This window comes from Variovorax rhizosphaerae, from assembly GCF_037889975.1.
Lineage (GTDB): Bacteria > Pseudomonadota > Gammaproteobacteria > Burkholderiales > Burkholderiaceae_C > Variovorax > Variovorax rhizosphaerae.
In genome coordinates this window covers 124168-148488 of sequence record NZ_JBBKZT010000002.1, presented here as the reverse complement: position 1 = coordinate 148488, position 24321 = coordinate 124168, and the positions used below count along the sequence as shown (strand labels likewise).

The window sequence follows — 24321 nt, the reverse complement described above, 5'->3', positions numbered from 1 at the left end:
AACGGAAGACGGAGCTGCGATGGGAAAAATCATGACCTTGGGCGAGATCGTGGTCGAGATCATGGCGACGCAACGCGGGCAGACCTTTCTGGAGCCGGGACTGCTGGCGGGCCCGTTTGCTAGCGGTGCGCCAGCAATCTTCATTGACCAGGTCGCCATGCTCGGACAGCCCGCTGGCATCATTGGCTGCGTGGGCGATGACACGTTCGGGGTGCTCAACATCGAGCGCCTGAAGCGCGATGGTGTCGACGTCAGCGCGATCCATGTGATCAAGCAGGCGACGACCGGCAGCGCGTTCGTCACCTACCGCAAGGACGGCGAGCGCGACTTTGTCTTCAACATCGCCAACAGCGCGTCGTCACAGATTTCGCCGGCGCATGTCGATGCTCAGGTGCTCAAGGACTGCAAACACTTCCACGTCGTAGGTTCGTCGCTGTTCTCGTTCCGCATCATCGACGCGATGAAGAAAGCCATCGAGATCGTCAAAGGCCAGGGTGGGACGATCTCCTTCGATCCGAACATCCGCAAGGAGATGCTTCGAATCGCCGAGATGCGCGAGGCGCTGCGCTACATCCTGGAGTTCACCGACATCTTCCTTCCAAGCGGAAACGAGGTGACGTTGCTCGCGAATGCCGCAGATGAGCAGGGTGCGGTGCGTGAAATCCTGGACCTCGGCGTGCGTGAGGTTGTCATCAAGCGAGGGGCCAGGGGCAGCAGTTTCTACGACGCCTCCCACCACGTGGATGTGCCTGGCTTTGTCGTCGAGGAGGTGGATCCGACAGGCGCAGGCGACTGCTTTGCTGGAACGTTCGTTACTCGCCGGCTGCAAGGAGACGCTTCTGAAACGGCGCTCCGGCATGCCAATGCAAGTGGCGCGATGGCGGTCAGTCGCCAGGGTCCCATGGAAGGAGCTTCAGACATGGTGAGTCTGCTGGCGTTCGAGGAGAGCGCTGTCGCCTTCGAAAGCTCGAGATCGAGCATGTGAGCAGGATCACACCGACGGCGTGCACTGCTCCGCGAATGTCTCCGGCCGACGGCTACCGGCGGCTCCTCTATGAGCCAGGCGCACAGTGGTCAACGGCCGGCACAACGCGGCGTGACCTGTGCCGGGAATGCTGGGTGTGTCCGCATTGAAACAAGGGAGAGCCAAAGGCGGGGGGCCATTCGCGGAAGGCGGCGCTCCGGGGGGAGGCTACAGATACGCCCCTGACTGAAATAGCTGCGCCTCAGCCTCATCGATGCGCTTGACCACCGTCTTGCCGGCGCGGCTGGCGAGCAATTCCACGAGCGCCTCCGTCACCGCAAAGCCCGAGGTGACTGACGGGAAGAACGACGGACTGTGGATCGCGAACAGGATCGTCTCGTCCGCAAGCAACGACAGCGGAGAAGCCGCGCTGTCGGTGATGGCCACGATCCTGCAGCCCGCTGCCTTGGCCGCCTCAGCCACCTGAAGCGCTTCGCGCGAGTACGGCGCGAAGCTGATGACGATCAGCGCGTCGCCCTTGGCCATCGCACGTTGCTGCATCTCCAGCGAACCGCCCTGGCCGTCGATCAGGTGCACGCCAGCGCGGAACAGCCGGTACACATAGACGAACGAGAACGCGACCGGAAAGCACGCCCGGAAGCCCGCCGCATGCACGCTGCCCGCCTTCTCCAGCACGGCGGCCGCCTTGTGCAGCGAGTTCGCGTTGTGGCGCTCGGTGGCATCTAGGTTGCGCCGCTGCGCCTCGAACATCTCGCTTACCAGATCGGGGCTTTTCGCGCGCCCCACCAACTGCCGCGCCCGTTCGCCGTAGGCATCGGAAGGCCCCAGCCCCATGTCGCCCGCCACCGCTTCCTTGAGTTGCGGCCAGCCGGCATAGCCGAGGTGCTGGGCAAAGCGCACCAGCGTCGCCGGCGTGCTCTGCGAGCGCTGGCCGATGGTGCGCATGGAACTGGTCACCACGTCGTTCGGGTGGTCGAGCACGTACTTCGCCACCTGTTGCAGGGCAGGGCTCAGTTCGGCGAAGCGCTGGCGCAGGTCGTCCTTGACGGGCATCGGGTTCTTTCAGGAGCTGCGAGGGATGGAACGAATGTACCAACGTTGTTGCACATCAGGTATTGACGGAACGTATGTTCCAAACAATAATTCGTCCAGAACATTGATTACACGCCTTCAGAGGTGCCCTCCATGACCCATGTTTTCCATCGCCACCTGCGCAACACCCCGCCCGTCGCCGTCGCCGCCAGCGGCATGACCATCCGCGATGCCGCGGGCCGCGAGTACCTCGATGCGTCGGGCGGTGCTGCCGTGTCCTCCCTCGGCCATGCGCATCCCGACGTGCTGGCCGCCATGCACGCCCAGATCGACCGGCTGCCCTATGCCCACACCAGCTTCTTCACCACCGAAGTGGCCGAGCAACTGGCCGACGAACTGATCCGCACCGCGCCCGAAGGCATGAGCCACGTGTACCTGGTCAGCGGCGGGTCGGAGGCGGTGGAGTCGGCGCTCAAGATGGCGCGGCAGTACTTCGTCGAGATCGGGCAACCGCAGCGCACGCACTTCATCGCGCGCCGCCAGAGCTACCACGGCAATACGCTGGGCGCGCTGGCGGTGGGTGGCAACGAATGGCGCCGCGCGCCTTTCGCGCCCATCCTCACGCCTGCCACGCACGTCGCGCCGTGCTATCCGTACCGCGAGCAGCGCGCCGATGAATCGGCCGAGGCCTATGGCCTGCGCCTGGCAGAGGAACTCGAAGCGGCCATCCTCGCCCAGGGCGCCGACCGCGTGATCGCCTTCGTCGCCGAAACCGTCGGCGGCGCCACGGCCGGCGTGCTGACGCCAGTGCCCGGCTACTTCAAGGCCGTGCGTGCCGTCTGCGACAAGTACGGCGTGCTGTTGATCCTCGACGAGGTGATGTGCGGCATGGGCCGCACCGGCACGCTCTACGCCTGCGAGCAGGAGGGTGTCGTGCCCGATCTCGTGACCATTGCCAAGGGACTCGGCGGCGGCTACCAGCCCGTGGGTGCGGTGCTCGCGCAGAAGAAGATCGTCGAGGCGATGTCGAAGGGCAGCGGCTTCTTCCAGCATGGCCACACTTATCTGGGCCATCCGGTCGCGTGTGCGGCGGCGCTGGCGGTGCAGCAGGTGATCCATCGTGACGGACTGCTGGCCAAGGTGCGCGACGACGGTGTCGCGTGCGGCCAAATGTTGCGTGATGAACTGGGCGCACATCCGCATGTGGGTGACATCCGCGGCCGAGGCTTCTTCTGGGGCGTGGAACTCGTGGCCGACCGCGCCACCAAGGCACCCTTCGATCCGAAGCGCGCCGTCAACGCGCTCATCAAGAAGGACGCGATGGCGAGGGGCCTGCTGTGCTACCCCTTCGGCGGCACCGTCGATGGCCGGCAGGGCGACCACGTGCTGCTTGCGCCGCCTTTCATTGCGTCACGGCAAGACCTGCAGAGGATCGCAACCTTGCTGGCCGAATCCATCGACGTTGTCACGCGAGCCGCCGTGGCCCAGGCCGCCTGAGAAGCCATGAATCTTCCTACTGCGGACGCCGATCTCGGGCCTGCGGTGCTCACCGTACGGGTGTACGGTTCCGCTCCTCGACCCGACCTCGGCGCCCTCGCTACGGAATCTTCACGCCTTCTGCGCTCGCGTTCTTTTATTTGATCCGTCAACCTTCAAGGAGATTCCCCATGGCTTTGCCCTGCCTGTCGATATTTGCCCGTCGCGCATCCCTGCTGGCCATCCTGGCCGTCCTGCCCCTCGCAGCCGCCCAAGCGCAGGACGCCGGCACGCTGGCCAAGGTCAAGGCCAGCGGGAGCATCACCCTGGGCTACCGCGAGTCCTCCTTCGGCTTCTCCTACCTCGACGGCAACACCAAGCCGGTGGGCTACAGCATCGAGATCTGCAAGCGCATCGTCGATGCGGTCAAGGCCGAGTTGAAGATGCCCGCCGTCGAGATCCGCTACCAGGCCGTGACCTCGGCCAACCGCATCCCCCTCGTGACCAACGGCACCGTCGACATCGAATGCGGCTCCACCACCAACCTGGTGGAGCGGCAGAAGCAGGTCGCGTTCTCGCCGGACATCTTCCGCTACAACGTGCGCATGCTGGTCAAGGCGGATTCGGGCATCAAGAGCGTCGCCGACCTGCAGGGCAAGACGGTCGTCACGACCACTGGCACCACCTCTTTCAGACTGCTGCGCGACGCCGACAAGGGCAAGAACCTCGAGGTCAACACGCTCGCCGGCAAGGACCACACCGACTCCTTCCTGCTCGTCGAAAGCGGTCGCGCGCAAGCCTTCGTGCTCGACGACATCCTGCTCGCAGGCCAGATGGCCAACGCACGCAACCCCAAGGATTTCCTCATCACCGGCGAGAGCCTGCGCACCGAGAACCAGTCCCTGATGTTCCGCAAGGACGACCCAGCCTTCAAGGCATTGGTCGACCGCGTGGTCGGTGGCATGATGAAATCCGGCGAGATGGAAAAGCTCTACAACCAGTGGTTCATGTCACCGATTCCGCCCAAGGGCATCAACATCAACTACCCGCTCAATGCCGAGACGAAGGACGCCTTCGCGAACCCTTCGTCGAAGGGCATCTGAGCCCGCAGCCTCATGACCCGCATCGCACTGATCCACGCACTGACGCATTCGATCGACCCCATCAACCAGGCCTTCGCGCGCGACTGGCCCGAGGCGGTGCGCATGAACCTCCTCGACGACAGCCTCTCGGCCGACCTCGCGCGCAGCGGCGGCGAACTCGACAGCGCAATGCACGAGCGTTTTGCGCACCTGGGCCAGTACGCGGTCGACACCGGCGTGCAGGGCATCCTGTTCACCTGCTCGGCCTTCGGGCCGTGCATCGAGCGCGTGGCCCGCACGCACTTCGCGATCCCGGTGCTCAAGCCCAACGAGTCCATGATCGAGGAGGCCGTGCAGGGGCAGGGCAGGCTGGGGCTGATCGCGACCTTCGGGCCGACGCTGCAGTCGATGCCGCCGGAATTCCCGGAGAGCGTGGAACTGGAGTTGGCGTTGGTGGAAGGCGCGATGGATGCCCTGAATGCCGGCAATACGGAGCGCCATGACGCGCTGATCGCGGCAAAGGCCAAGGCGCTGGCCGACCGCGGCTGCACGCGCCTCGCGCTGGCCCAGTTCAGCATGGCCCGTGCACGTGCGGCCTGCGAGCAGGCCTCGGGCCTGCAGGTCATGACCACCGTCGACAGCGCGGTTCGCGGATTGCGCCACAAACTGAACGCAGGCTGACTTTTCCCGACATCTGGCCTCGCGATAATCGGCGCTCTTTCAAGGAGTGCGCGTGGATATTGTTTTGCTGGCCAAGGCCGCCGTCATGGGCATCGTCGAGGGCCTGACGGAGTTCCTGCCGATTTCATCGACCGGTCACCTGATCCTGGCGGGTTCGCTGCTCGGCTTCGATGACGAGAAAGCCAAGGTGTTCGACATCGCGATCCAGACCGGCGCGATCTTCGCGGTGATCCTGGTCTACTGGCAGAAGATCCATTCGACCGTTGTGGCCCTGCCCAGGCAGGCCAAGGCGCAGCGCCTGGCGCTCAACATCCTGATCGGCTTCCTGCCGGCCGTGGTGCTGGGCCTGCTGTTCGGCAAGTTCATCAAGTCGCACCTGTTCATCCCGTCGGTGGTCGCCAGCACCTTCATCATCGGCGGCTTCATCATCCTGTGGGCCGAGAAGCGCCCCCCGGGCTCGGTGCGCATCGAGAACGTCGACGACATGACGCCGTGGGACGCCCTCAAGGTCGGCCTGGTGCAGTGCTTCGCGATGATCCCCGGCACCAGCCGCAGCGGCGCGACCATCATCGGCGGCATGTTGCTGGGCCTGAGCCGGCAGGCGGCGACGGACTTCTCGTTCTTCCTGGCCATCCCGACGCTGATCGGTGCCGGCGCCTACAGCCTGTACAAGGAACGCGCGCTGCTGTCGATGGCCGACCTGCCGATGTTCGGCGTGGGGCTGGCCTTCTCGTTCATCAGCGCCTGGCTGTGCGTGCGCTGGCTGCTGCGCTACATCAGCACCCACAACTTCGTGCCCTTTGCCTGGTACCGCATCGCCTTCGGCATCGTGGTGCTGGCGACGGCCTGGAGCGGGCTGGTGGTCTGGGCGGAGTGAGCGAACGCTGAGCCGGAATGTGGTCAGGGGGAGGCTGGCCCCTCGCTGTGCGCCCCGCGAGGGAACGCCATCCGGCTGGTGCGCAACTGAATGACCGAGCCTGAGGAGACCAGCATTTCGCCGGTCTCGGCTGGATTTTCGAGGCCGGAAAGTCGCGGTAGGCCCCCAAACTCATGGCGGCAAGTTCGCTGCCTGGGGGCCATCCAAGCTAAGCCGGGGTAGGCGCGGTGGAGAACGGCCGATACACTCGGAAATCATTCTTCGCGGATTCTGATCCATGGATGAAGCGCTCGTTCCCCAGTTGGCGTCGATTCCGGCGTCGCGTCGGCGTTACCTCACGGTCCTGTTCGCGGATCTTTGCGGCTCCACTGCGCTCAGCGGCCGCATCGAGACCGAACTCTATGCCGAGATGCTGAGCCGCCTGCGCGCGATCGGCCGTGATGTCATCGGCCGCCATGGCGGCGTCCTGGTTCGTGCCCAAGGCGACAGTTTGCTGGCGATCTTCGGCCAGCCCGAAGCGCGCGAGGACGACGGCCGGCGCGCGGGGGAAACCGCTCTCGAATTGCATGCGGCGATCCGCGAACTGGCGCTCGACGCGCGTGCATTGCCCCGGGGCTCGCTCGGCCTGCACAGCGGCATCCATGCCGGCCTGGTGCTGTTGGGCGAGGGTGACCTCGAGCTGGGCCGCTTCGAACTGCTGGGTCCGGTGCCGAATGTGGCCGCGCGGCTGTCCGCCGTCGCCGCGTTCGACGAGATCCTCGTCAGCGAGGAAACACTCGGCCCGCAGACCCATTTTTTCACGACAGACGAACGCCGCCTGCTCAGTCTGCGGGGCCACGCGCACCCCGTGCCGGCCTACCGACTGCTGGGGCGTGCGCGAGTGCACAACCGTTATGCCGCACTGGCGCTGCGTGGACTGACACCCTTCGTTGGCCGGGGCGCTGAAATGGACACCCTGCGCCAACACCTGCACCTCAGTGCCAGCGGTGCGCCACAGTTCGTCGCGGTCTCGGCCGGTCCGGGCATGGGCAAGACCCGTCTGGTCGAGGAGTTCCTTCACCTGGCCGACATCGCCAACCACGAAGTGCACCGGGGCTATTGCGAAAGTTATCTCAGCGCCGAACCGCTGCAACCCTTCCTGCAGATGCTGCGCGCCCTGTTCGGATTCATCCACGGACTCGCGCCCGCCGAGGCGGTCCGGCTGGTCGAACAAACGCTGTCAGGGCTGGATCCGGCGCTGCTGGCGCATCGGGACGAGTTGCTGCGGGCCTTGTCGCTTTCCACCGCCGACGGCGACACACGGCGACCGAATCCTGAGCGCACCGTGGCTGCGCTGAGCGACCTGTTCAACAGCCTGGCAGCGCGTCGCCCGGTGGTGCTGTTCATCGACGACTGGCAGTGGGTCGACGATGCCAGCAGCCAGGTCCTGCGCGCGCTTCGCGGGCTGCCTCGGCCGATCTTTGTCTTGCTGGCGACACGCGACCATGCCGCCGACGGCTTGGCTGCCGACGGCGCCCGGATCATTGAACTGGCGCCGCTCAGCGCGGAGGAAGGCGGGCTGACGATCAGGCGCTTGTTACCTGGCACCGACCCCTTCGACGCCGCCGAGATCCACATGTACGGCGGTGGCAACCCCTTGTTCATCGAAGAGCTGTGCCATTCGGCGGCGGCCTCGGGCGCGCAGGGCCGGCCGCACCGCCCGCACGACAGTGCCGCCTGGCTCGACTCGCTGATCGAGTCGCGTGTCGCGCGGCTGCCTGAAAGCCAGGCGCGCATCGTTCGCGCGGCAGCCATCATCGGCAATGTCGTTCCGGCCTGGCTGTTGCATCGCGTCACCGGCCATGCCGAAGACGACCCGCTGGTGCTTGCGCTGGCTGAGCAGGACTTCATCTTTCCCGCGGGCCAGGCTGGCAGCCTGCGCTTCAAGCACGGCATCACGCGCGATGTGATCTACGACTCCGTGGGCTTGCGCGAACGCCAGGCCATGCATCGCCAAGTCGCCGAAGTGCTGGCGACCCGTGCGACCGCGCAAGAAGAAGCCTATGAGGCCCTGGCTTATCACTATGGCGCCGGCGGCTTGCCTGCCGAGGCGGCGCGCTTTGCCGAACTCGCGGGCGACAAGGCGACGGCGGCGTCGGCGCTGGACCGCGTGCGCACGCAGTACCGCGCCGCACTGGCGGCGCTGGACGAATTGGGGACCACGTCGGATGAGCTGAAACTGCGTTGGATTTCCATCATGCAGCGGCTGGCCGTGGCCTATGTGTTCGACCCGCATGGCCTGCAGGACGGGCTGGAATTGTTCGAGCGCGGCGTCGCCTTGGCACGTGACACTGGCGACCCGGGGACGCTGGCGCGCGCCGAGTATTGGCTGGGCTACATCGCCTATGCCAAGGGCGACGCGCGCAAGTCGATCGCCCTCGAGGAGCACGCGCTCGGGCTGGCCGAGCAGCTCGGCGACGAACGGCTGGCGGCGCAGATCCGCGCCACCCTCGGCCAGACGCTGGCGTCGGCCGGAGACTACGGGCGGGCGCTGCCCATGCTTGACCTGGCGGTCGACCTGAAGCGGCGCAACATCCAGGGGGGCGGCAAACTCGCCGTCGGCGCGGCCTTCACGCTGGCGACCAAGGGCCAGGTGCTCGGCGACATGGGGCAGTTCGACGCCGCCTACGAATGCCTGGGACAGGCGCTGTCGCTGGTCAACGGCACCGGCCACCAGATCGAGAGTTCGGTGCTCGGCTGGATGACCACGGTCCTCCTGTGGCAGGGCCGCTGGGCCGACGCGATCCGCAGCGCCGAACGCTCGTCGACCATTGCGGACAACTGCAAGAGCGCGCACCTGTTCTCCATGCACCGCGCGCAGATCGGCTACGCCGAGTGGATCCTGACGGGGCGGCCCGAGGCACTGCGCATCGTCCAGGATGCCACCCATTGGATCGAGACACGAAACGGCCGTTTGTTCAGTTCGCTGATCTACGGCTGGCTCAGTGACGCCCTGGTGACGTTGGGCCGGGTTGACGAAGCGCGCCGCCATGCAGCGCGGGCGCTGCTTCGCGGCCGCGCGCTCGACCGCATTGGCGAGGCGATGGCCTGCCGCGCCATGGCACGCGCCGCCGCGCAGTCCAACGACCGGCCGGCAGTGGCACGCTATCTGGCGCTGGCCCACCACTCGGCAGCCGCCCGCGACTCATGGCACGAGCAGGCCGTGACGACGCTGTGCGCGGCCGAAATCGAGGCTGCCCTGGGCTCCGGGCACGAGGCGGCGCGGCTGCTCGAAGCGGCGACGGCCGCGTTCGAGAGCATGAAGATGGACTGGCATCTGGCTCAGGCGCGGCAATTGGCCGCCCGACTCTGACCCGTCGGGTCAGGGCGGCGGCGCCGCGGTAATCGTCAGCGACAGCGGCGCCGGGCTCGGCCGCACTTCGTCCGACACCTGCAAGAGCGCAGTGAACATGCCCAGCAACACGCCCATCGCGGCGTTGTAGCCGGGGCAGGCATGGGTCGGCATGCCGCGTCCCCATGCTTCGTCGGCGCGTTTCCGCTGGCCGCCGAACACCGCATAAACATCGTCCTTGTTGCCTTCCTCCAGCCGCTGCTGCATGGCCGAGACGATGGAGACGACTACGCGATGCTTGGGCGTGACCTGGATCTTGTCCTTGCCCAAGCCCAGTTCGTGGGCCTTCGTCGGCGTGCGCCACACCAGTTCGGGTGAGGGACGCAATTGCATGGTCTGCACTATCGGTTCATTCAGCGCCGCGTCGGCCTCGTCGTAAGTTGCCGTGCCGCCTGCCCCCAGTGCCTGTCGCAATCGCCAGAACGTGCCGTCGCGCAGCCATTCGTTCAGGATTGCGCGGAAATTGCCGTCCACGGTTGGCAACATGCCCTCCAGGCTGCCGACCAGGGTGCGCGCCGCGAGGTCGTCGTCCTTGGGGAAGGCGTCGAAGATGGCAACGCCGAGCGCGGCGGGCCCTGCAGCCAAGCCGACAGCGGGAGCGGCCGCGTGCTCAGGCAGGGTGTTTGCAGCACGATGTGCCTTCACGAATTTCAGCGCTGCTGCAGTCGAGGCTTTGCCGTACTTATTGGCATAGTTTCTTACCTCCGGCTTCGGCCATGGCTGGAAGATGTATCGCGATGGCGCAAGAAAATTGCCAGGGTACAGCGGCTTTTCCCCTTTCTTCCAGTTCCAGCGGTACCCTCCGAGCTCGAACTGCCCGCCATCGGGGCCTGGCAGACCAAACCAGACCTCGCACAGCTTGCCCAGCACGCCATCGGAGACTTCCTTCATGTCGAGATTGAGTTCCCAGGGGATCGGCATCTGGTAGTCGCCAGTGAGCTTCTTGGCCCCACCAACGTAGGTGTCGATCACGCCCTGGGTCAACCCTCTCGTCAACTCGAACGCCGCCCGCGCCGTCAGGGCCTGGATGGCCGCATTGGTGTCCTTGGAGAGCTGGTTGTAGGGACAGCCCGTTTCGACCGGGTTGCGGTTAAGCCCAAGATAGATTTTGCCAAACGATCCCAGCATGCGATGCAGGTGCTTGCGCATCGAATAGTTCTGGTCGTCATCGGCGAACACCTGCTGTACCAGTTTGGCGTCGGCAACAAGCACCCCGAAAGGGGTCTCCAGGACGCCGCCATGATCGGCACGGATGGCGGCCCATATCGCCGCGCTGCGGAACAGGCGCCGTTCCTCGGGATCTTCCAGCCCTGCCTTCCAGGCGTCACGCAAGTCGTTGTGCGCCGCGCTTCCTGGTGCTGCGTTTGCCGCCTTTTCCTGCAATTCGCGGATCAGCTCGCGGCCGAGGTCCACGTCCCAGACCGGTTGGGGTCGGACTGCCTTGGCTGCTGCCTCCCGGGCCCGTTCGCGCAGCCACTTCAGTGCGCGGACCGCAGGTGCAAACAGGTAAATGCCCCATTCCAGCCGGACCAGCGGCGGCGGTGAGTTCGAAGCGTCCGTCCCGACATCCGGGCCATCGATCAAGACACGGTGCGGCGTTCCGTTATGGTTGAAGCGGAAAACGCGCGGCTCGCCCGGCAGTGGCGTACCCAGCAGCGGGTCGCTCTGCGACGACACGATGCCCGTGCTGTTGCCGCCGCTGACCCAGCGCTGCACGACCTCGAACTGCTCCGCGATGCTCGCGTTGTAGACCATGAAGCAAGTTCCGCGCTCTTTCGCGTTGTCGCCAACGTCGGCGTGCTGTGCCGTGTTGAAGGGCGGGCCGTAGGACATGCCGCGACGCATGATGCGCGGCATGCGTCGGCCCGGCGGGGCATAGGATTCGAGCGCCGTGCGCGGGTTGGTGCGGCGCACATGGGACTGGAACGGACAGGCTGCGCCGTCGGGGTCTGCCTCGTAATTGAAATCGTTCCGGCAACTGCCTGCCGGCGCCACCAGCGACCGCCCATCGAGCGTGCGCCCCATCATCTTCGCCTTGATGTCGTCGGCCGTCAGTACACCGGGCACGGCGGCCGCCGCCGTCACGGCATTGAATCGGGCGACATCCTGGCGCAGCTTGCGGATCACGAGGTAGCTGCCGTCGTCCATCAGTGGATCGGCTTGCTTCGGCTTTGCATCGGCCTGGTTGGCGTGGCCGAGCAGGATTTCGCCCAGCGGCACGTCGTCCGTGTAGTGGTCGACCGCCCGCACGGGCAAGTCGACTCGCGGGTCGCTCAGGCCGTCGATGAAGCCGAAATGCTCGCGCGGCTGTTGGCCCGGCTGGAAGGCGCGGCGCATGGTCTGCACTGACAGAATGCGCACGCCGCGAATCTCGCCGAGCGCTTTCACGTTGTCATGCAGCGGGTGTGTCGGGTTGGCGATGTCGTCGAAGTTGGTTTTGGATGCGGCATCGATCCGCATCTGCACCACGACATGAACCGCGGACATCTCGACGCGCGACGCAGGCGCCGGCGCAGGCGCAGGCGCAGGCGCAGGCGCAGGCGCACCCGCGGGCGCAGGCGCACCCGCAGGCGCGTTCGCAGCTGCACTCGCAGGCGCACTCCCACCCGCGCTCGCACCCGCACATGCAGGCGCATCCGCATCCGCACCCGCACCCGCAGCCGCAGCCGCAGCCGCAGCCGCAGCCGCAGCCGCAGCCGCAGGCCAGTTGCGCAGCGGCAGCCGCCAGCGTCGCGGATGGTTGGCATGCAGGTCGCCGAGCAGGCTGCTGCGCGTTTCCATGCCCTCCTGAAACTCCTGCGGAAAGCGCCCCAGCTGGGTCTCGGTCAGTCCGAGCTGGCGCAATCCCTCGTGGGTGAAGGCGATGGTGGTCAGCGCCTTCTTCTTGCCGTCGGCGACGGCGACGGCGACGGCTTTCTCGTGGGTCCAGAGGTCCGGCAACAGCTTGTCGATCAAGCTCATGCCTGCGGCAGCGTCATTCAAAGCGATCAGCACCAGGCAGCCGTGCGTGATGTCCGGCGGATACCCGGTGAGGATGCCGCCTTGGACATTGGCTGGGTCGCAGGTTTCAAGCTCGGGCGTAAACAACGGGCGCCTGTCCACCTTCTCCTCGAACCATGCCAGCTGTTTTGCGAAGCGGAGGCGCACGGCTGCGGTCTTCGGATCCCTTGTCGTCAGCAGAGTGGCCGTGTCCAGCCTGTGCAGTTCCTGCAAGGCGTCCTGAGCGGCGCGCTGCAGATAGTCGCCGTCCGGGGTGTCGGGCAGGAACATGTCGGTCAGCCGGTACAGCACCGACAGCGCCTGCATGCCCTGCTTCACGGTTTCTAGAGTGCCCAGCGGTGTGGGGCCGCCGGTGCCGGGCGGAAAGTCGGGCGGTGTCTTCACGGCCCTCCATGCCAGCACTTCCGGCTTGATGACCTGCTGCTTCGTCGCCGCCAGGTCGGTATCGGCCGCGCCCAACTGACGCTTCTGCTCGTCGAGCAGGTACTTCGCATCGTCAAAGGTCAGGCCCGGGATGCTGTACCACAGCTCGGTTTCGCATTGCACCGAATAGACCCAGTCCCGCCACTGCTCGTAGCTGTGGTCGTGCGAGCCGACATGGCCGACGGTGTTGCAGAAGATCAGGTCGAGCAGGGTGCCGACCTTCTGCCACAGAACCCGCAGATAGGATTCGAAGCTGCCATCGAAGGTGGCCGCCAGCATCACCTTGTCGTCGATGACGGCGATGCGCACCGAGTGAATGCCGCCGACCCGCTCGACCGAATCGGAAAACGGCCGCAACAGTGCATATTCCTGGGACGAAGAGCGCGAGGCATTGAGCGCCTTCATGACCATCTTGACGCGGCTCTTGTAGGTCACCGAATCGATCGACGGCACCAGGCCCGGTTTGATGGGTGCGGCGATCGTCAGATCGCTGGTGCCCACCAGGGTCTTGGTCTTGATGAGGAGTTCTTTGCGCATATCTCGCCGCTCCACTTGTTGGGAGTCGAATGTAGTTCGCCGTGGATGCGACTTCAATCCCCATAACTGAGGACGACGAGGGGGTGCGAGCGAGCTACGCAGGGACCCTGCGCGCAAGCTCCGAGGCGCTTCAGCCCAGCAAGTTGCGCAACGCCGCCTCGACCGCAGCCGCCGTGGCGATCGGCTTTTCCATCGGGAACAAGTGGGTCCCGTCCAGCATGCTGATGCGGCCATGCGTGACCTTCTCGGTCATCTGCATGCCCACCGCCTTCATCTCGCGCGACTGGCGCCCGCCGATGAAAGCGGCCGGGCATTTGAGCGGGTGCTTCCGCAGCAGGCTGCCAAGGTTGTGCGGAATGGTGTTGTAGATGGCCGTTTCCACGTCGCGGTCGAAGCTCAGCACGCGTGAGTCATCGGCCTCCAGCGTGCCGTGGTCGATGTAGTCGTGCAGCACCTGCGCATCCCATTTCGCGAAGGCCTTCTTGCTGCGGAAATGCTCGAACACTTCATCGCGATGGGCCCAGGTGGTCCTGCGTTTGCGACTCACCGCGCCCGGTGACATCTGCTGCATGAAGGGCGAGAGCTTGGCAAAGCCCAGTGTGTCCGCACGCCAGCCGCCAAGGAGTGGTGAATCGAGCAGCACCACACCCTTCGCCAGTTCCGGATGCTGGGCCGCGCACATCAGGCTCAGGAAGCCGCCGAGCGAATGGCCGACCAGGAACACCGGGCCACTCTTCTTCTTGCCGATCCGCGCTTTGGTGAAGTCGGCAAGCTGCTGCACCAGGTTCGGCCAGTTGTCGGTGACGGGGTACTTCGGGTCGTGGCCGAATTTCTCGATCGCGTCGACCTCGAAGCCGCGGTTGCGCAGGCTGTCGAGCATCACGCGGTAGGTGCTGGCCGGGAAGCTGTTGCCGTGGGAGAAGACGATGGAGGGCAGCACGGGATTGAACGAGATTTAGATGAGCTTTTCTTCGGGCGTGGAGATTTTGCGCAGCGCACTGTGGCGCGCGGCCGGCATCTTTAGCGGATGCTCGGAGACGGCGTCGTCCCAGACCGGGTCCTCGATGCTGTCGAACACCTCGCGCAGTTTCTGGCCCCAGCTGTTGTGCATCATGCGGTAGTAGGGGTTCTCGGCGTCGATGCAGATCACGCGGTCGGTCTGCAGCTTGTTGGCTTCGTAGACCACGAGGTCCAGCGGCAGGCCGACCGAGAGGTTGGACTTCATGGTCGAGTCCATCGATACCAGCGCGCACTTGGCGGCCTCGTCGAGCGGGGTCTCGGGCGTGAGCACGCGGTCGAGCACCGGCTTGCCGTACTTTGATTCACCGACCTGGAAGTAGGGCGTCTCGTTGGTGGCCTCGATGAAGTTGCCGGCCGAGTAGACGAGGAACAGGCGCATGCCTTCGCCCTTGACCTGGCCGCCGAAGACGAAGGACACGTTGAAGTCCAGGCCCGCATGCTTCAACGCCTCGGCATCGCGGTCGTAGACGTGGCGCACAGCCGAGCCGAGCACGCGGGCCGCATCGAACATGCTCTTCGCGTTCCAGATCGTGATGGGCGGGCCGCCATTGGGCTCCTGCAATTCCTCGATCTGCAGGATCTCGCGCACCGACTGCGAGATGCTCAGGTTGCCCGCCGACAGCAGCACCATGAAGCGGTCGCCTGGCTGCTCGTACACGATCATCTTGCGGAAGGTGCTGATGTGATCGACGCCGGCGTTGGTGCGCGAGTCGGAGAGGAACACCAGGCCGGCGTTCAGTTTGATGCCTACGCAATATGTCATGAGCAGTCTCTGTGCACGAATCGGGCCCGTTCGTCAGCCCGTGGTTCGTGCGTTCAGTCTTTGGAGTGTGTAGAGCGCCTCGAGCGCCTCCCTGGGGCTCATCGCGTCGGGGTCGAGCGCAGCCAGCGCGGATTCTACGGCGCTGCTTGCCGGTGGCGCGACCTCCGGTGGTGGCGCGAACAGGTCGACCTGCGCGCGGGTCTGGGTCTGCTGCGCTTCCAGGGCTTCCAGCGCCTGTCGTGCATGGTTGACCACGGCCGCCGGCATGCCGGCCAGGCGCGCGACCTGGATGCCGTAGCTCTTGCTGGCCGGGCCGGGCTGCATCTCGTGCAGGAACACGATGTCGCGGCCCGACTCGGTCGCGCTCACGTGCATGTTGACGGCGGCATGGTGCGTGGCCGGGAACTCGGTCAGCTCGAAGTAGTGCGTGGCGAACAGCGTGAAGGCCTTGGTGCGGTCATGCAGTTGCGCCGCGATGCCGGCCGCCAGCGCAAGGCCGTCGAAGGTGCTGGTGCCGCGGCCGATCTCGTCCATCAGCACCAGCGATTGAGCGCTGGCACCGTGCAAGATCTGCGCGGCCTCGGTCATTTCCAGCATGAAGGTCGACTGCGCATTGGCCAGGTCGTCCGCCGCGCCGATGCGCGTGTGGATCGCGTCGATCGGGCCGAGCCGGCAGGCCGTGGCCGGCACGTGGCTGCCGATGGAGGCCAGCAGCACGATGATCGCCACCTGCCGCATGTAGGTCGACTTGCCGCCCATGTTCGGGCCGGTGATGACCTGCATGCGCTGTTGCGGGCCCATCCTGGTGTCGTTGGCGATGAAGTTGCCGGCGGATTTTTCAGCGAGCCGCGCCTCGACCACGGGATGCCGGCCGCCGGTGATCTCGATGCACGGGTGTGCCACGAAGGCGGGGGCGCGCCAGTTCAGCGTGTGCGAGCGTTCGGCCAGGGCGCAGAGGGCGTCGAGGGTGGCCAGTGCGCTGGCCAATCGGGTCAGCGCAGGGACATGGGCTTGCAGTGCGTCAAGCAACTGTTCGTACAGGTACTTCTCGCGGGCCAGCGCGCGGTCCTGCGCCGACAGCGCCTTGTCCTCGAAGGTCTTGAGCTCCGGCGTGATGAAGCGCTCGGCATTCTTCAGCGTCTGGCGGCGGCGGTAGTTGTCCGGCACCTTGGACAGCATGCTCTGCGTGACCTCGATGTAGAAGCCGTGCACGCGGTTGAACTGCACCCGCAGGTTGCTGATGCCGGTGCGTTCGCGCTCCTCGACTTCGAGCTTGAGCAGGAAGTCGTCGCAGTTGTCGCTGATGGCGCGCAGCTCGTCGAGGTCGGCATCGTGGCCGGTGGCGATCACGCCGCCGTCGCGCACGAGCGCGGACGGGTCGGGCTTGATCGCGCTGACCAGTGATTCCGCGCAGCCGGGTGGTGCTGCGAAGTCGTTGCAGATGCCTGCGAGCAATGAAGCAAAGCCCGGCAGCGCGGGCGCCAGCTGTTCGGTCTTGGCGAGCGCCAGGCGCAGCGCCACGAGCTCGCGCGGGCGCACCTGGCGCAAGGCGATACGCGCGGCGATGCGCTCGACGTCGCTGGTGTTCTTGAGCTGCTCGCGCAGCGTACGCCAGGGCAGGGCGGTGCTGCCCGCAGCGGGCGCCTGCAACGCGGCAATGGCTTCCAGTCGGGCCTGCGCCTCGCTGCGGTCGCGCCGCGGCGCCAGCAACCAGCGCTTGAGCAGACGGCTGCCCATGCCGGTCATGCAGGTGTCGAGCAGCGAGAACATCGTCGGCGAGTCTTCGCCGCGCAGCGTCTGCACGAGTTCAAGGTTGCGGCGCGTGGTGGGCGGCAGTTCGATCAGTTCGCCGTCGCGCTCGACCACGAGGCGCTGAAGGTGGGTCAGCGCACGGCCTTGCGTGTGCTCCGCATAGCCGAGCAGGGCGGACGCCGCCGCGTGGGCATTGACCAGCCCTTCGGCGTTCCATGCCGCGAGGCTCACGCTCGCCAGTTGCTCGCTGAGCTTGCGTTCGCCCAGGCCGCCGTCGAACTGCCACGCGGGCCGGATCGACAGCGTGAAGGGCGCGGTGCCGGAACGCGCCGCCTTCAGCCGGTTCTCGAAGGCCGGCGTGACTTCGGCGCTGTAGAGCACTTCGCTCGGCGCGATGCGCCCGATCCAGGCTTCCAGCGCATCGGCCGGGCATTCGGCCAGGTGCAGGTCCGCACCCGTCACGCTGAGCCAGGCAAGTCCGACGAAGTTGCGCGTGCCGGCATGCACGGAGAGCAGCAGCGATTCGCTGCGGTCATTGAGCAGTTCGGAGTCGGTCAGCGTGCCCGGTGTCACGACCCGCATGACCTTGCGCTCGACCGGCCCCTTGCTCGCACCGACCTCACCAACCTGCTCGCAGATCGCGACCGATTCGCCGAGCTTGATGAGCCGTGCCAGGTAGGTGTCGACCGCGTGGAAGGGCACGCCGCACATCACCACCGGCTGGCCGGCCGACTGGCCGCGTTGTGTCAGCGTGATGTCGAGCAGGCGCGCGGCCTTCTCGGCATCGGCCCAGAACAGCTCGTAGAAATCGCCCATCCGGTAGAACAGGAGGGTGTCCGGGTGGTCCGCTTTGAGGCGCAGGTACTGGCCCATCATGGGCGTATGGGATGCCAGCTCGGCTGGCGAAATCGAAGTCAAGACGGGAATCCGTTTCCTGGAAGGCCGACGCCGGGCAGCGTGGGCGAAAGAAGTCTGGCGGGGATTTTCCGCGACATTCAGGCGCGGATGCGCTCGGCTTGCTGCGCGATGAAGGTCGCACAGCGCTTGCCAAGCGTGGGGTTGGCGCCAGCAGCCTGGAGAGAAGCCTGCGACTGTTCGGCCACCGTGGCGCTGATCGATTGGATCAACGCCTCCGCCGACGCCTGCGTCAGCCCGAAATGCGGTGCCGCCTCGCGTGCCAATGCAAGGCTCGATGCGTGCCGGCCGGGCAGGATCGCCAGTTCCTGGTAGCCGGTGTGACCGGCCAACTGCGCGACAAGGTCGAAAGCAGGCGCCAGCCGCCACGAACCATCGCCCCGGCGCAGCATGCCGTGGTTCTTCACGTGGTCGTCGCTGTTGCCCACGCACAGGTTGAAAACCATGCGGCGAAACAGTTCGCGAACGTCCTGCTCGGGGCTTGCGGACAGGCGACGCAGTGACTGGGCCAGTTCGACGTAGCTGCCGCCGCTGGATTCGTAGGGCACGTCCAGCAACGCGGACGACGAAAGATAGTGCAAGCGTCGCTCGTCGGCCACGGGGCCGACGCGATCGAAGCGCTGGACCAGCAAGGCATTGCCGCCCGTGGCCAGGGACTGCAACAGGAAGCTCGGCACTGTGATGCCGCAATACCTGGCAAGCCCGAGTGTCGCGGCCTCGACGATTTCCATGTCGTGCTCGTCCCCGCGCGACGCGAACTTGGCAATGTGCCGGCGACCCTCGTGCACGAAAGTGGCCTTGGGTCGCGTGCCGCCCAGGCTGCCGCCTCGCAGCAGTTGCTGCATGCGCGGTGTGACTTCCATTCCTGCCTCGATGCGCCGTGAGGCGTCCGCCAGTTCGGCGAGCGACAGCAGCGCGGTTGTCGGTGTGTCCGGCCGGATGGGCAAGGACTCTGCGAACACCATCGAACCGACGCGGTCCTCGTTCGTGAGCAGCAGGGCGTCGATGTCCGATAGCGGCCTGCCTTGCTGCACCTCCAGCACCTTGCGCCCCCAACTGTCGGGCAGTGCATCGCGCAAGGTCAGGGGCATGGCGCCGCCGTCCCGGATGCGCCGTTCGGGCAACACGAATGGGGCATCGCGCAGCGGGAGATGGTCCGGGTTCAATGCCAGCGCGTCGGTTTGCAGCAGGTAGCGGCGGCCATAGGCGAACTCGCCCGACTCCATCACGCCGTGCCGGGCCAATTTCAGCAGGCCCACGGGCTGCACCTCCGCTGGCCCACCTTGTGCAACGCCGACGTAGAGGCTGCGTTCCATGGAGCCGGCTTCAGAAATCACGTTCGGCCTCTCCGATCACGCCTGGGGCAAGCTTGCCGGCCGGCCGGCGCACCCGGCGGTTGGAAGCCAATCCGGCAGGTGCTGGCGCCACGCCGTCCAGTGATTCCAGTTCCCCGAACAACCAAAGCGCCTGCGCAAAGAGGCCGATGCTGGTGCCCGGCTTGCCGGCCTCCAGGGCTCGCCAGGTGGTGGGTGAGCAAAACAGGCGCTTTGCCGTTTCGGCCACTGTCCAGGCGCGCTGGACGCGGTGTGCGCGCAAGCGTTGGCCGGTGCGTACCAGGGCCGCCTGTGCCTCTTCAGGCAGGGCTATGAGGGCAGGGCTATGCTTGGACATCAATAAAACGTTCTTAATACGGTTTAAAAGACATTTTATTGATCATCTCGCATCATGGCAAATTGGTGCGTGCCTTGCTTGGCCACCGGTGAATGCAATTTAATAAGCATGCTTATAATCGACAAGCTTATGAAGAGAGATTTCACCCAGCGCTTCGGCTTCCTGGTCAATGACGTCGCCAAGCTCCACGGCGAAGCCTTCGACCGCCTTGCGCGCGAACGCATTGGCCTGTCGCGGGCGCAATGCCGGTTGCTCGGCGTGCTGGCGATGAACGACGAGGACGGTACCCTGTCGCAGACCGAGTTGGCGCAGCGCTTGGGCCTCAGCACCATGGCCGTGGCCACGCTGTGCGACCGCATGGCCGCCGCCGGCTGGATCCGGCGCGAGCCCAGCGCGACCGACCGTCGCATCAACCTGATCCACCTCGAGCCCAGCGCCGGCAAGGCGCTGGACGGCGCGCTGACCATCAGCGACAGCCTGCAGGCCAAGACGCTCAGCGTGCTGGAGCCGGCCGAACGCGCCCAGTTGCTGGCCTTGCTCGGCAAGGTGCGCAGCGGACTCGTGGCCGCGGCGAGCGAGACGGAGGGGAAGCCATGAGCCGCCGGGCCGCTCCCAAGGCGGATACCGCAGTGCGCAGCGCGGAGGTCAGCCGATGACCACCCCCGCCAGCTTCCCGCACCGCGGCATGATCACCCTCTCGATCATGCTGGCGACCATCATGCAGGCGCTCGACACCACGATCGCCAACGTCGCGCTGCCGCACATGCAGGGCAGCCTGCAAGCCTCGCAGGACCAGATCACCTGGGTGCTGACTTCCTACATCGTTGCTTCGGCCATTGCGTTGCCGCTCACCGGCTGGCTGTGCGGCCACTGGGGCCGGCGTCGCGTGTTCATCATCTCGGTGGTCGGCTTCACCATCGCCTCCGCGCTGTGCGGGCTGGCCGGTTCGCTGGTCGAGATCGTCGGCGCGCGACTGCTGCAGGGCATCTTCGGCGCGGCGCTGGTGCCGCTGTCGCAGGCCGTGCTGCTGGACATCAACCCGCGCGAGAAGGTCGGCCAGGCGATGGCGATCTGGGGCGCCGGGATCATGGTCGGACCGATCCTCGGGCCGCTGCTGGGCGGCTGGCTCACGGAGAACTTCGACTGGCGCTGGGTCTTCTTCATCAACTTGCCGGTCGGCCTGTTCGCGCTGTGGGGCATCGCGCGCTACCTGCCGGAGAGCCGGCCCAAGGGCGAGAAGCTCGACGTCTTCGGATTCGTCACGCTGTCATTGGCCATCGGCATGCTGCAGATGTTCCTCGACCGCGGCGAGCAGCTCGACTGGTTCGACTCGTGGGAGATCAAGCTCGAAGCCGCCGCTGCGTTGGTTGCTTTCGGCTTCTTCGTGGTCCATACGTGGACGGTGCGCGGCGTGTCCTTCCTCGACCGCGAGCTGCTGAAGGACCGCAACTTCGTCACCGGCCTCCTGTTCGCCTTCATCGTCGGCATGATCCTGTTCGCGACGATGGCCTTGCTGCCCAACTTCCTGCAGGGGTTGATGGGCTATCCGGTGATCTACACGGGCCAGGTCACGGCACCGCGCGGCATCGGCACCATGATCGCGATGATCCTGGTCGGGCGGCTGGTGCAGCGGTACGACGTGCGCGCCATCATGGCCGTCGGCTTCAGCCTCACGGCGTTCTCGCTCTACCAGATGACGCGGCTGACGCTGCAGATGGACAGCACGCTGATCGTGATGTCCGGCTTCATCCAGGGCCTGGGCATCGGCTTCACCTTCGTGCCGTTGTCGACCGCCACCTTCGCGACGCTGGCGCCGCGCCTGCGCAACCAGGGCACGCCGGTGTTCAGCCTGCTGCGCAACATCGGCAGCAGCGTCGGCATCTCTGTCGTGCAGGCGTTGTTGACTGAAGGCTCCAGCAAGGCGCATGCGCAGTTGGCGGCCACGGTGTCACCGGGCAACCTCGGTTTGCCCAGCCTCCCGCCGATGATGAACCCCGACACGATCGGTGGCTTGGCGCTGCTCAATGCAGAGGTCACTCGGCAGGGCGCCCTGATCGGCTACCTGAACGACTTCGGGATCATGATGGTGATCACGCTGGCGGCGATCCCGCTGCTGCTGATGATCCGCAGCCCCAAGCGCACGCCGGTCGCAGGCGCGGCGGTGGAAGTGCCGCACTGAAAAGGGTCAGTGCGCCAGCCCGCGGCGGCGGCGTGCCACGCGAACGGCTTCCACCCACGTATCGAGATTGAAGCGCTGTCCCGTCTCCGCACTGCGCGCGGCCAGCACCTGGTGCAGGAAGATCTTGCGCACGTCTCCGGGGGTGTCGGTGTGGCCGACGATCAGCTTCTTCTGCAGGTCGAGTTGCTCGACCTGGAGCACGTTCTGCACCTTCCTGCCATCGACGTCCAGGTAGCGGATCTGCATTCGCGGCGTTTCGTCGACCATGGCGTGCTCGCCGGACCCCTGGATGAACCACTCGGGCAGCGTGTCGGGGTCGTCGGTGTTGCCGGAGCTTCGCAGGCCGCCGCGCGTGGTCGGGATCTCGAGCGGCACGTGGCCGGACCGGATGCGAGCGGCTTCGATGCGCCGTGCCTGCTCGCTCTTGATGGCTTTCTGGTTCCATCCCCAATAGAGGAAGGCGAGCAGGACGACGGCTGTGACCATACAGCCGATCAGTTGCCACTTCTCAAGCAAATCCATTGCAGTTCACTCCGGGAGTAGTTCTTAGGTTCTCAATCTCCGTGAATTCTGCGATTCCGTCGAATTGAGTGTCAACCGGACGAATGGCCAGCGCCGTCTGGCGCATTGCGAAAAACGGGTGCGAGCGCGCGCCGCGAGACTTCTTGACCAAGCTGGTCAAGCGCAGCGCACGCGGCGTGCCGCAAACCGTGCGGTAGCACGGCAAGGCGATCCAGCACGGGCGGCCTTGCGGCGAAGCCGTATCAACGCTGCGGCATGTCTTTTGCGGAATAGCCCAGGCTGACCGTGGCGTCCGCCGGAATCGGCGGCATGGTGGCGTTCCAGGCCAGCCAGTCGGCGCGCATCGCGGCCAGTCGCCCGGGCTCGCGCTTGGCGCGGTTGGCCCGTTCGCGCGCATCGGCGGGGATGTTGAACAGGTATTCGTTGCCGTCGACCTGCAGGTATTTCCAGTCGCCGTCGCGCAGCGCACGCTGGTCGCGGTGGTTCATGCGCCAGTGCATGGGCCGCGCAAAGGCCTGGGCAGGGTCGCGCAGCACCGGCAGCAGCGACACGCCATCGAGCGGATACGCCGGGTCCGCCGCGGCGCCGGCCACGTCAAGCATCGTGGCCGACCAGTCCATCGTCATGCAGTGCTGGGCGCTTTCGCTGCCAGCGTGAATGGCGGCGGGCCAGTGCGCGATCCAGGGCACGCGGATGCCGCCTTCGGTCAGGTCCATCTTGCCGCCGACCAGCGGCCAGTTGTCCGAGAAGCGCTCGCCGCCGTTGTCGCTGGTGAACACCACGAGCGTGTCGTCGGCGATGCCGGCCTTCTGGAGCGCGGCCATGATCCAGCCGATGCCCTCGTCCATGTGATGAATCATGCGGCGATAGGTGTCGACGTTGCCGCCGTCCAGGTGGAACAGGTTGTCGGCCACCTGCGGGGCGATGCCTGCGTCCTCGCGCGTCTCCCAGGGCCAGTGCGGCGCGGTGTAGGTGAGGCAGAGAAAGAACGGATCAGGCTGCGCGCTCATCCGTTCGATGTAGTCCACGGCCCGATGCGAGAACAGGTCGGTGAGGTAGCCCTCGGCGACCGTCTCTTCATCGCCTTCATACAGGTCATGCGTGCCGCGCGAGTCGCAATGGGTGAAATAGTCGACACCGCCCGACAACGGTCCGAAGAATTCTTCGTAACCAGATTGCAGCGGCCCGAAGGCGGGCGGATAGCCCAGGTGCCACTTGCCGACCAGCGCGGTGCGGTAGCCGGCCTTGCGCAGGAGTGACGGCAGCGTGGGATGTTCGGGCGGCAGGCCCAGCGTGGCGCTGCCGCGGGACTTGCTGTTGATCGGTTCCTCGGCCGCGCCGCGCAGGCGGTACTGGTAGCGCGCGGTCATCAGTGCGAAGCGGGTCGGCGAGCAGACGGGCGAGTTCGAATAGCCGTCCGTGAAGCGCATCCCGCGCGCGGCCAGGCCGTCGAGCACGGGCGACACCGGGCCGAAGCTGGCGTCGCGTCCGCCATAGCAGCCGAGGTCCGCAAAGCCGAGGTCGTCGGCCACGATGAAGATGATGTTGGGTCGCTTGGGTTTGTTCATCGTGCACGTGTAGAGAGAAGGTAGATGGCGAACAGCGACACCATGACGGAGTCCACCGCCACGGCCACGCCAGCCTGGAACTGGAGAAACTGTTGGCCGATGGAGAGAACGAGGCCGATGAACGCCACCTTGCTCGTGCCTGCCACCAGCAAGGCGATGCGTCGCGCGGGTTCGTGAAATGCACCGTGGATGAGCAGGAGACCCATGAGCCCGACGAGAACGCCCCAGTTCCGGACAACGATCTGCGCGACCGGCCCGTCGAGCGACTGGCCGAAGGTCGATTGCAGGAAGGCCGCTGGCGCAATGGCCGCCTGGAACATGGTGCAGGTGAGCAAGCCCGAGGCAAGCATCACCCATTTGATGGATCGATGAAGCATGTTCACTGGCGGAGCCCGGAGATGGATCGATGAAGCATGTTCACTGGCAGCGCCTGGTGGGAAGGCGTTG

At 65.9% G+C, this 24321-nt stretch carries 18 protein-coding genes; 8 read left to right on the top strand and 10 right to left on the bottom strand.

All coding sequences use genetic code 11. From position 1 onward, the window contains the following. Positions 1-19 precede the first annotated feature (19 nt). Positions 20-985, top strand: a complete 966-nt coding sequence (locus tag WKW82_RS04500) for a tagatose kinase (RefSeq protein WP_340341457.1) — start codon at positions 20-22, stop codon at positions 983-985. A gap of 207 nt (positions 986-1192) precedes the next feature. Here WKW82_RS04500 and WKW82_RS04495 read toward each other — a convergent pair whose 3' ends face one another. Next, a complete protein-coding gene (locus tag WKW82_RS04495; RefSeq protein ID WP_340341053.1) occupies positions 1193-2038 on the bottom strand; it encodes a MurR/RpiR family transcriptional regulator in 846 nt (281 codons plus the stop codon). A 132-nt stretch (positions 2039-2170) separates the two neighbouring features. Here WKW82_RS04495 and WKW82_RS04490 point away from each other — a divergent pair, with 132 nt between their 5' ends. The 5 genes from WKW82_RS04490 to WKW82_RS04470 all read left to right on the top strand — a co-directional run bounded on the left by WKW82_RS04490 (position 2171) and on the right by WKW82_RS04470 (position 9485). Beyond that, positions 2171-3514 (top strand): aspartate aminotransferase family protein, encoded by a 1344-nt coding sequence (locus WKW82_RS04490; protein WP_340341052.1) that lies wholly within the window; start codon positions 2171-2173, stop codon positions 3512-3514. A gap of 170 nt (positions 3515-3684) precedes the next feature. After that, a complete protein-coding gene (locus WKW82_RS04485; protein ID WP_340341051.1) occupies positions 3685-4596 on the top strand; it encodes a transporter substrate-binding domain-containing protein in 912 nt (303 codons plus the stop codon). A gap of 12 nt (positions 4597-4608) precedes the next feature. Beyond that, the gene (locus WKW82_RS04480; protein WP_340341050.1) at positions 4609-5256 is read left to right on the top strand and encodes an aspartate/glutamate racemase family protein; all 648 of its coding nucleotides are present in this window, start codon (positions 4609-4611) and stop codon (positions 5254-5256) included. A 52-nt stretch (positions 5257-5308) separates the two neighbouring features. Next, positions 5309-6133: an undecaprenyl-diphosphate phosphatase gene (locus tag WKW82_RS04475; protein ID WP_340341049.1), complete on the top strand. Its 825-nt coding sequence runs from the start codon at positions 5309-5311 to the stop codon at positions 6131-6133. 277 nt (positions 6134-6410) lie between these two features. Then, entirely contained in the window at positions 6411-9485 is a 3075-nt protein-coding gene (locus WKW82_RS04470; RefSeq protein WP_340341048.1) for an ATP-binding protein, read from the top strand. 9 nt (positions 9486-9494) lie between these two features. On the opposite strand, the gene WKW82_RS04465 is transcribed toward WKW82_RS04470, so the two are convergent. From WKW82_RS04465 to WKW82_RS04440, 6 genes are all read right to left on the bottom strand, one after another. After that, complete coding sequence (locus WKW82_RS04465) at positions 9495-13484, bottom strand: hypothetical protein (RefSeq protein WP_340341047.1); 3990 nt, start codon at positions 13482-13484, stop codon at positions 9495-9497. Between the two features lie 130 nt (positions 13485-13614). Continuing rightward, on the bottom strand, positions 13615-14421 hold the full coding sequence (locus tag WKW82_RS04460) for an alpha/beta hydrolase (RefSeq protein WP_340341456.1): 807 nt from the start codon (positions 14419-14421) through the stop codon (positions 13615-13617). Between the two features lie 18 nt (positions 14422-14439). Continuing rightward, positions 14440-15267 (bottom strand): proteasome-type protease, encoded by an 828-nt coding sequence (locus WKW82_RS04455; protein ID WP_340341046.1) that lies wholly within the window; start codon positions 15265-15267, stop codon positions 14440-14442. Between the two features lie 33 nt (positions 15268-15300). Continuing rightward, entirely contained in the window at positions 15301-17895 is a 2595-nt protein-coding gene (gene mutS, locus WKW82_RS04450) for a DNA mismatch repair protein MutS (protein ID WP_340341455.1), read from the bottom strand. Between the two features lie 119 nt (positions 17896-18014). Then, positions 18015-19271 (bottom strand): type II toxin-antitoxin system HipA family toxin, encoded by a 1257-nt coding sequence (locus tag WKW82_RS04445; RefSeq protein WP_340341045.1) that lies wholly within the window; start codon positions 19269-19271, stop codon positions 18015-18017. After that, a complete protein-coding gene (locus tag WKW82_RS04440) occupies positions 19261-19530 on the bottom strand; it encodes an XRE family transcriptional regulator (protein ID WP_340341044.1) in 270 nt (89 codons plus the stop codon). Before WKW82_RS04440 ends, WKW82_RS04445 begins: the two co-directional genes overlap by 11 nt. Positions 19531-19734: 204 nt before the next feature. Between WKW82_RS04440 and WKW82_RS04435 the strand changes: the two genes are divergently transcribed. Together WKW82_RS04435 and WKW82_RS04430 are read left to right on the top strand one after the other, a co-directional pair. After that, the gene (locus tag WKW82_RS04435) at positions 19735-20202 is read left to right on the top strand and encodes a MarR family winged helix-turn-helix transcriptional regulator (protein WP_340341043.1); all 468 of its coding nucleotides are present in this window, start codon (positions 19735-19737) and stop codon (positions 20200-20202) included. 55 nt (positions 20203-20257) lie between these two features. Further along, positions 20258-21784, top strand: a complete 1527-nt coding sequence (locus WKW82_RS04430; RefSeq protein ID WP_340341042.1) for a DHA2 family efflux MFS transporter permease subunit — start codon at positions 20258-20260, stop codon at positions 21782-21784. A 6-nt stretch (positions 21785-21790) separates the two neighbouring features. On the opposite strand, the gene WKW82_RS04425 is transcribed toward WKW82_RS04430, so the two are convergent. The 3 genes from WKW82_RS04425 to WKW82_RS04415 all read right to left on the bottom strand — a co-directional run bounded on the left by WKW82_RS04425 (position 21791) and on the right by WKW82_RS04415 (position 24251). Beyond that, positions 21791-22306, bottom strand: coding sequence for a hypothetical protein (locus tag WKW82_RS04425; RefSeq protein ID WP_340341041.1), 516 nt, complete (start codon positions 22304-22306; stop codon positions 21791-21793). A gap of 242 nt (positions 22307-22548) precedes the next feature. Then, positions 22549-23874 carry a sulfatase family protein gene (locus WKW82_RS04420; protein WP_340341040.1) on the bottom strand — a complete coding sequence of 442 codons (1326 nt, stop codon included), beginning with the start codon at positions 23872-23874 and terminating at the stop codon, positions 22549-22551. Further along, complete coding sequence (locus tag WKW82_RS04415; RefSeq protein ID WP_340341039.1) at positions 23871-24251, bottom strand: hypothetical protein; 381 nt, start codon at positions 24249-24251, stop codon at positions 23871-23873. Before WKW82_RS04415 ends, WKW82_RS04420 begins: the two co-directional genes overlap by 4 nt. Positions 24252-24321 lie beyond the last annotated feature (70 nt).